Raw genomic sequence first — 6,080 nt, 5'->3', positions numbered from 1 at the left:
CCCTAGACCACCAGCTCCTGACGCTCCTCCGCCGGCATCATGTCCAGGGTCACCAGATCGAAGGCCGTACTCTTGAGGGCGGTGAGGATATCCGGCTGCAAATCGAACGCCCGGGCCCGCAACCGGGCCGGCAGCCGGACCCGGGCCAGGGTGGTGGCCCGATCGCCCAGGGTATGGAAAAACACCTGCGCCTCCTCCAGCCCCATGTCAGCCAGCATCTGCTCCGCCATGTCCACCATCCGCAGATGACGGCGATCCAGCAGCTCGGGATCGGAGAAGCGGTAGCTCAGGCAGCCATGGGCACTCTTGCCCCAGCGTCCCAGCTGACGCTTGTTGAAGCCGTAGCGAAAGTCCCTGTGGGTCATGCCCTGTTTGGCGAACAGCCAGAGGGTGTTGTCCGGCAGGCTGCCGAAGCGACGCAGATACTCCCGCAGCTCCTCGACCGGCGCGGGCAGCAGCAGGGGCAGGTGACTCCAGTCGGTTTCCAGCGCGGTAAGGTGACAGATGTAGCGCACCGGATCGATCACCTCGTTGAGGTGGCGCAGGTGATCGCAGAAGATCATCTCCTCGGTCTTGATGACCCGCTGCTCGATGTCGTAGCGCTGGCAGTAACGTTTGGCGCGGGCCACCTCCTTGCGGCTGCGGGTCGGGCTATCCAGGGTGATGGCGCGGATCCGGATACCGCTGGCACGGCACAGATCCATGCTGTAGCAGGACTCCAGTCGACCGGAGAAGGAGACCGCCAGCTCGCCGTAGCCAGCCAGGGTCTCAATAAGCGACTGCTCCCTGGTCTGAAAGGTCTGATCGTATCCTCGATTCAGCACAACGATATTGGCATCCATAACTGCGGCACCGGATGATGAATTGGGCGCCATTGTGCAGCAATAATCCTGAATAAACCCTTAAAGAATGCGGACAAACTAGAATTTAATGACAATTTCATGCCAATTATCATCACATTCATCCAACTGAGTGTCATAAATCCGCAGTTTCGCCTGATGAACCTGGTGCATTCGCAAGAACCCCTCGGCCTGCTCGAGGGAGGCGAATGTCAGCCTGCCCCCTTCGCTGTCGGTGAGGCACTGCATCTCCCCATCCACCTCGACGCAGAGCTGATAACCGCTGCCATCCAGACAGGCGATCAGCAGCCCCGCATCCGGATAGTGACTGAGCCAATTGCGAAACCTGCCGTGTTCCATAACTTACCCCGCGTTTCCCGCCCGCTCAGGCCGGCAGGTAACCCTGTGCCACCAGCTGCTGGCGACAGCTGTATGCATCGGTAAACACCAGGCCCCCTATCCCCTGCGTCTGTGCGGCAACCACGTTGGCCGGGCTGTCATCGATGAACAGGCACTGCTCGGCCCGCAGATCGAACGACACCAGCAGGTAGCGGTAGATATCCGGCTCCGGCTTCATCATCCGTACCCTTGCCGACACTACCTTGCCGCTGAAGAAGCGCCAGAAATCCTGATGTTGCTCCAGCCAGTCGATGCTGGCATGGCCCATGTTGGAGAGTGCGTAGAGGCTGTGTCCCTCCCAGTGCAGTGCCTCTATCAGGCTCAGCATAGCGGGATCCGGCACCAGGGATGGCGGCACCGCCTGCAAAATGGCCAGATTCTCCGCCGTCGACAGGCCGGTTCGCGCCTGCGCCTGACGGGCCATGGTATGCAGCGACAGGGTCCCCCGGTCCACCTCCAGCCAGTCGCCATGGTTGAACAGTTGCTCCGCCAGCTGCTCCGCCCCGTGCGGCCCCCGTACCGAGCGCACGATGCCGACCGGATCCCAGCTCACCACCACTCGTCCCAGATCGAAAATAATCGCCATTCTCACCTCCAGCTCTCTGCATCATTGCGACGGCAAGCGGGTCCATTCGACGCGCATCTGCCCCCGCAGGCTCACGCCCTTACCCTGCCCCGTTCGCCACCCACGGGCAAGTTTTACTTGCATCGCACGGTCAAATCCCTTAATGCTTATGGCGTTACCTCAAGGACACACTCATGCACGCACCATTCTTTTTTGCTTTCTCGTTTATCCGGCCCTCATGAGGGAAGGCCAGTCGTCACGTGAAGCACTCGCGTAAACAGAAAGCAAAGACGAATCGAGCCTCCCCTAGCGGAGGTTTTTTTTTGCAGCCACCACAATCGATTACTTGGATAGGGAACCATCATGGCAACGCTCGACGAGATCAGACAAGACATCACCCAGTTGGATCAGGAGCTGCTCGCCCTGCTGGCCAAACGCAAGACCCTCAGCATCGAGGTCGCCCGCGCCAAGCAGGCCAACCCGCGCCCGATCCGCGATCCCCAGCGCGAGCAGGATCTGCTGGTCGCCCTGATCCAGAAAGGGCGCGTGCTGGGGCTGGATGCCCAGTACATCACCCGCATCTATCACACCATCATCGAAGACTCGGTGCTCTCCCAACAGGCCTATCTGCAGAGCCTGCTCAACCCGGAGCAGCAGGAGCCGATGACCAGCGTCGCTTATCTGGGGCCGCGCGGTTCCTATTCCAGCCTCGCCGCCCGCAAGTACCTGGCCCGCTACAAGGATCAAGTGATCGAGGTGAACTGCCAGAATTTCCGCGAGGTGCTGGATGCGGTGGAGTCGGGCCGCGCCGCCTTTGGCGTGCTGCCCATCGAGAACACCAGCTCGGGCTCCATCAACGAGGTGTACGACGTGATGCAGCACACCAGCCTCTCCATCGTCGGTGAGCTCACCTACCCCATCGAGCACTGCATCCTCACCGCCGTGCCCACCGAGCTGTCCCGCATCAAGACCTTCTACGCCCACCCGCAGGTGTTCCAGCAGTGCTCCCACTATCTGAGCAAGCTGGAAGGGGCGCGCCACGAGATCTGCGACTCCTCCTCCAGCGCCATGATGAAGGTCAAAGAGCTGGCGAGCCCCGAAGCGGCGGCCATCGGCAGCGCGGCCGGCGGCGAGCTGTATGGGCTGGACGTGCTGGCCGAGCAGCTGGCCAACCAGAAGGAGAACTACAGCCGCTTCATCGTGGTGGCGCGCAAGCCCATCGACGTGGCGCCGCAGATCCCGGCCAAGACCACCCTCATCATGTCCACCTCCCAGAAACCGGGCTCGCTGGTGGAAGCGCTGCTGGTGCTGCGCAACAACGAGATCAACATGACCAAGCTGGAATCCCGGCCGGTGCAGGGCAACCCGTGGGAGGAGATGTTCTACCTGGATGTCTCCGCCAACCTCAACACCCCGTCCATGCAGGCCGCGCTCATGGAGCTGACCAAGATCACCCGCTACATCAAGGTGCTGGGCTGCTACCCGAGCGAAGACGTCAAGCCGACCGCCGTGCCGCCGGTGCTGATGGGCGGCTGATCCGCCGAGCTTGGGCCGGCCCGGGTATCTGCCGGCCGACACCGCCCATGAAAAAGGCGACCCCCGGGGTCGCCTTTTTGTCGTCCATTCGCTGCGGGCACGGCGTCAGAACTGACCAGCCATCAGCTGGTTGATGTTGTAGAGGGCGCGAGTATCGAGCTCCATCTCGGTGGCATAGGTATTGCCGCGGGGATAGGAGGCCACCACCCTGGCGCCGCGCACCATGCCCGCCACCGACACGTCCAGCGAGTTGGAGGTCTGGGTCAGGTCCTTGTAGCTGCTCTGGCCACGCACCTGCTGGCCGTTGAGCTGCTCAGCCAGCTCGCGGTAGGCATCCATCTTGGAGGCGCGGATGGCCTGCAGCATCTTCTCGGACTGGGAGGGGCCGGGCTGGATGTCGATCACCGCGTAGCCGACCGCCTTGAGCACCGGGAAGTCATCCGGCTTGTTGTTGCCACCGTAGTTGACCACCCGATTGCCGCCGCTGCACGCCGTCAGCAGCAAGGCCAGCAGGCATCCGAACAAGATTCTCATTGCGTCTACTCCTTGTCAGGGCGTCAGGTTGACCAGATGGCCGCCGGGGCGTGCCTGGCTGTCACGCATCAGGTAACCGCGGTTGATCGAGGCCCGGCCAAACGAATTGTTGGCACCGAACAGGTATTTCTGCGGGATCATGCTCTGGGCCGTGGTCTCCACCATCTTGGTACGCAGGTCGATGATGCGGGCGTTGACCAGGATCCCCTTGCTGTTGCGGCTGAAGGTGCCGACCAGGATGCGGGAGATGGGCAGCCGGGGAGAGAGATCCTTGTAGTTGCGGCTCAGCACGAAATCCCCCTGCGGCGTCACCTTGATGCTGCCGGTCAGCTTGAAGTCCACCACCACTTCCCCACGGCGGTTGAGCTCGTAGATGAAGCTCTCCTCAATCTGCTGGCCCATCCAGTTGGTGTCCTGCAGGGTATCGAGATCGACGAAGGAGGCGACCGCGATGGGTTCGGTCAGGGTAGTGAGCGACTTGCGCTCCATCAGCTGATCGGTCATGCGAGCCACCAGCCAGTTGAGTTCCATCCCCTGCGCCGCCTGGCGCGGATCACCCAGATCCCGGTTGATGGGGTCGGTGCCGCAACCGGCTAATGCCAGAGCGAGCGCCAACGCCGTAATGAGTTTGTTCATGGATACCTTTCCTGTATCTGCACCTGATTTGTTATCGGTTCGACCGGCCAAAGCTTGAGCCGGGAATGAGGCATGGATCTTGCTAAATATTCGCATGTGCTGTGCAACCGGCACGGTTCTGTGGTCTGTATCGGCCGGCGAATTCGCTTCGACAGGGGTGAATCGCGCCGACCCGCATATTCAAGGTGCTTGTCATGAAATTACCGCTGCTGTTAACCCTGCTGCTGGCCAGTCTGTCGGCCCGGGCCGAGATCATCGAGGCGCAGGGCAGTGCCGCCATCCTGGGCGGGGACGAGGTCTACGCCCGCGAGCAGGCGACCCGCGATGCCCTGCGGCAGGCGCTGTTGGCAAGCGGCGCCGCCGTCTCCAGCATCCAGCGCCTGGAAAACGGCAGCCTGCGCTCCGAGCAGATCCAGATCCGCTCCGGCGGCGACATTCGCCAGTACCGGCTCAAGCGGGAAGAGGTGCGCAACGGCCGCATGTACATCACAGTGATGGCCGACATCCAGGCCGAGCGCCAGATCTGCCAGACCCAGCACTACGCCAAGGATTTGACGCTGGTGCGGCTGCGGCTGCGCTACCCCGAGCAGGCGAGCTACGGCGCCCTCGACGACATGCCCGCCAACCTGTCACGACGCATGTTCGAGGCGCTGGCCAGCGCGCCGCAAGGGGTGGCCGTGCGCCAGTGGCTGGACGAAAACCTGCGCATCGACCCGCTCCACCTGCAGCAGGGGGATCGCAGCGCCCTCGAGGAGATCAAGGCGCTCAGCCTGCGTACCGACAGCCAGTACCTGGTGCTCGGCAGCATCGACGATCTCTCCATCGAGCCGCAGGGCAACCAGCTGACCAGCTGGTATGAAGATCCCATCCGCAACTTTCGCATGCAGCTCTATCTGTTCGACGGCATCAACGGCAGCCTGCTCGGCCGCAAGGAGTACCAGGGCCGGGCCAACTGGACCTTCGCCAAGCGGGATCAGGTGGGCAGCAGCAGCGGCCAGTTCTGGCAGTCGAGCTACGGCCAGGAGGTCAACTACCAGTTGCAGGAGGCGGTGCAGGATCTGGTGGCCCAGCTCAGCTGCGCCCCGGTCACCGCCCGGGTGGTCAGCCAGAACGAGCGCGGCCCCTACATCAATCTCGGCCGCCGCAACGGCGTCCGGCTCGGGGATCAGTTCCGCATCCAGCACGATGCCGATTTCATCGACCCCTACGGCAAGGCACGCATGCTGCGCAACCCGGCCGACGGCCTGTTCGAAGTGGTGCAGGTATTCGAGGATGGCGCCATCATCAGCAGCCAGAACAAATATTCGCCGTTTAACATCCAGATCGGCGATCTGGCAGTATTGGAATAAGAATCAAGGGTTTAAAAGGGAGCCGCTTCTTGTATAATGCCGGCCACAAGGTTCCCGTAGCTCAGCAGGATAGAGCGGTCCCCTCCTAAGGGACAGGCCACTGGTTCGACTCCAGTCGGGAGCGCCATACAAAACAAGGGGTTGGCATCATCACGATGCCAACCCTTTGGTCGTTTTTGGCCTAGGGTACCACACGGGGTACCACAGCGCGCATTCCATAGC

7 protein-coding genes, 1 tRNA gene and 1 other annotated feature are annotated in these 6,080 nt (G+C 62.1%); of the genes, 3 read left to right on the top strand and 5 right to left on the bottom strand.

The window, feature by feature from the left end; translation table 11 throughout:
- Window positions 1-2: 2 nt before the first annotated feature.
- Genes CAK78_RS07460 through CAK78_RS07450 form a run of 3 tightly spaced genes read right to left on the bottom strand, consistent with a single transcriptional unit; the run spans window position 3 to window position 1,824 of the window.
- Complete coding sequence (locus tag CAK78_RS07460) at window positions 3-875, bottom strand: hypothetical protein (protein WP_094696867.1); 873 nt, start codon at window positions 873-875, stop codon at window positions 3-5.
- A gap of 45 nt (window positions 876-920) precedes the next feature.
- Window positions 921-1,199 carry a DUF6482 family protein gene (locus CAK78_RS07455; protein ID WP_094696866.1) on the bottom strand — a complete coding sequence of 93 codons (279 nt, stop codon included), beginning with the start codon at window positions 1,197-1,199 and terminating at the stop codon, window positions 921-923.
- A gap of 25 nt (window positions 1,200-1,224) precedes the next feature.
- Window positions 1,225-1,824: an HAD family hydrolase gene (locus tag CAK78_RS07450; protein WP_094696865.1), complete on the bottom strand. Its 600-nt coding sequence runs from the start codon at window positions 1,822-1,824 to the stop codon at window positions 1,225-1,227.
- Between the two features lie 169 nt (window positions 1,825-1,993).
- Window positions 1,994-2,128, top strand: a sequence feature (Phe leader region).
- A 38-nt stretch (window positions 2,129-2,166) separates the two neighbouring features.
- On the opposite strand from CAK78_RS07450, the gene pheA reads away from it, so the two are divergent.
- A complete protein-coding gene (gene pheA / locus CAK78_RS07445; RefSeq protein WP_094696864.1) occupies window positions 2,167-3,339 on the top strand; it encodes a prephenate dehydratase in 1,173 nt (390 codons plus the stop codon).
- Between the two features lie 105 nt (window positions 3,340-3,444).
- Here the strand turns inward: pheA and CAK78_RS07440 are convergent, their stop codons facing one another.
- Complete coding sequence (locus CAK78_RS07440; protein ID WP_005303718.1) at window positions 3,445-3,873, bottom strand: LPP20 family lipoprotein; 429 nt, start codon at window positions 3,871-3,873, stop codon at window positions 3,445-3,447.
- A 15-nt stretch (window positions 3,874-3,888) separates the two neighbouring features.
- Window positions 3,889-4,509: a FlgO family outer membrane protein gene (locus tag CAK78_RS07435; RefSeq protein ID WP_005303721.1), complete on the bottom strand. Its 621-nt coding sequence runs from the start codon at window positions 4,507-4,509 to the stop codon at window positions 3,889-3,891.
- 194 nt (window positions 4,510-4,703) lie between these two features.
- Between CAK78_RS07435 and CAK78_RS07430 the strand changes: the two genes are divergently transcribed.
- Together CAK78_RS07430 and CAK78_RS07425 are read left to right on the top strand one after the other, a co-directional pair.
- The gene (locus tag CAK78_RS07430; protein ID WP_010634842.1) at window positions 4,704-5,858 is read left to right on the top strand and encodes a flagellar assembly protein FlgT; all 1,155 of its coding nucleotides are present in this window, start codon (window positions 4,704-4,706) and stop codon (window positions 5,856-5,858) included.
- Between the two features lie 50 nt (window positions 5,859-5,908).
- Window positions 5,909-5,985: transfer RNA gene (locus CAK78_RS07425), tRNA-Arg, on the top strand.
- The last annotated feature ends 95 nt before the right edge of the window (window positions 5,986-6,080 follow it).

Source organism: Aeromonas sp. A35_P, from assembly GCF_002259925.1.
In the GTDB taxonomy this organism is placed as follows: domain Bacteria; phylum Pseudomonadota; class Gammaproteobacteria; order Enterobacterales; family Aeromonadaceae; genus Aeromonas; species Aeromonas dhakensis.
The sequence above is the reverse complement of the archived record's forward strand: the minus strand, read 5'-3'. Positions and strand labels throughout refer to the sequence as shown.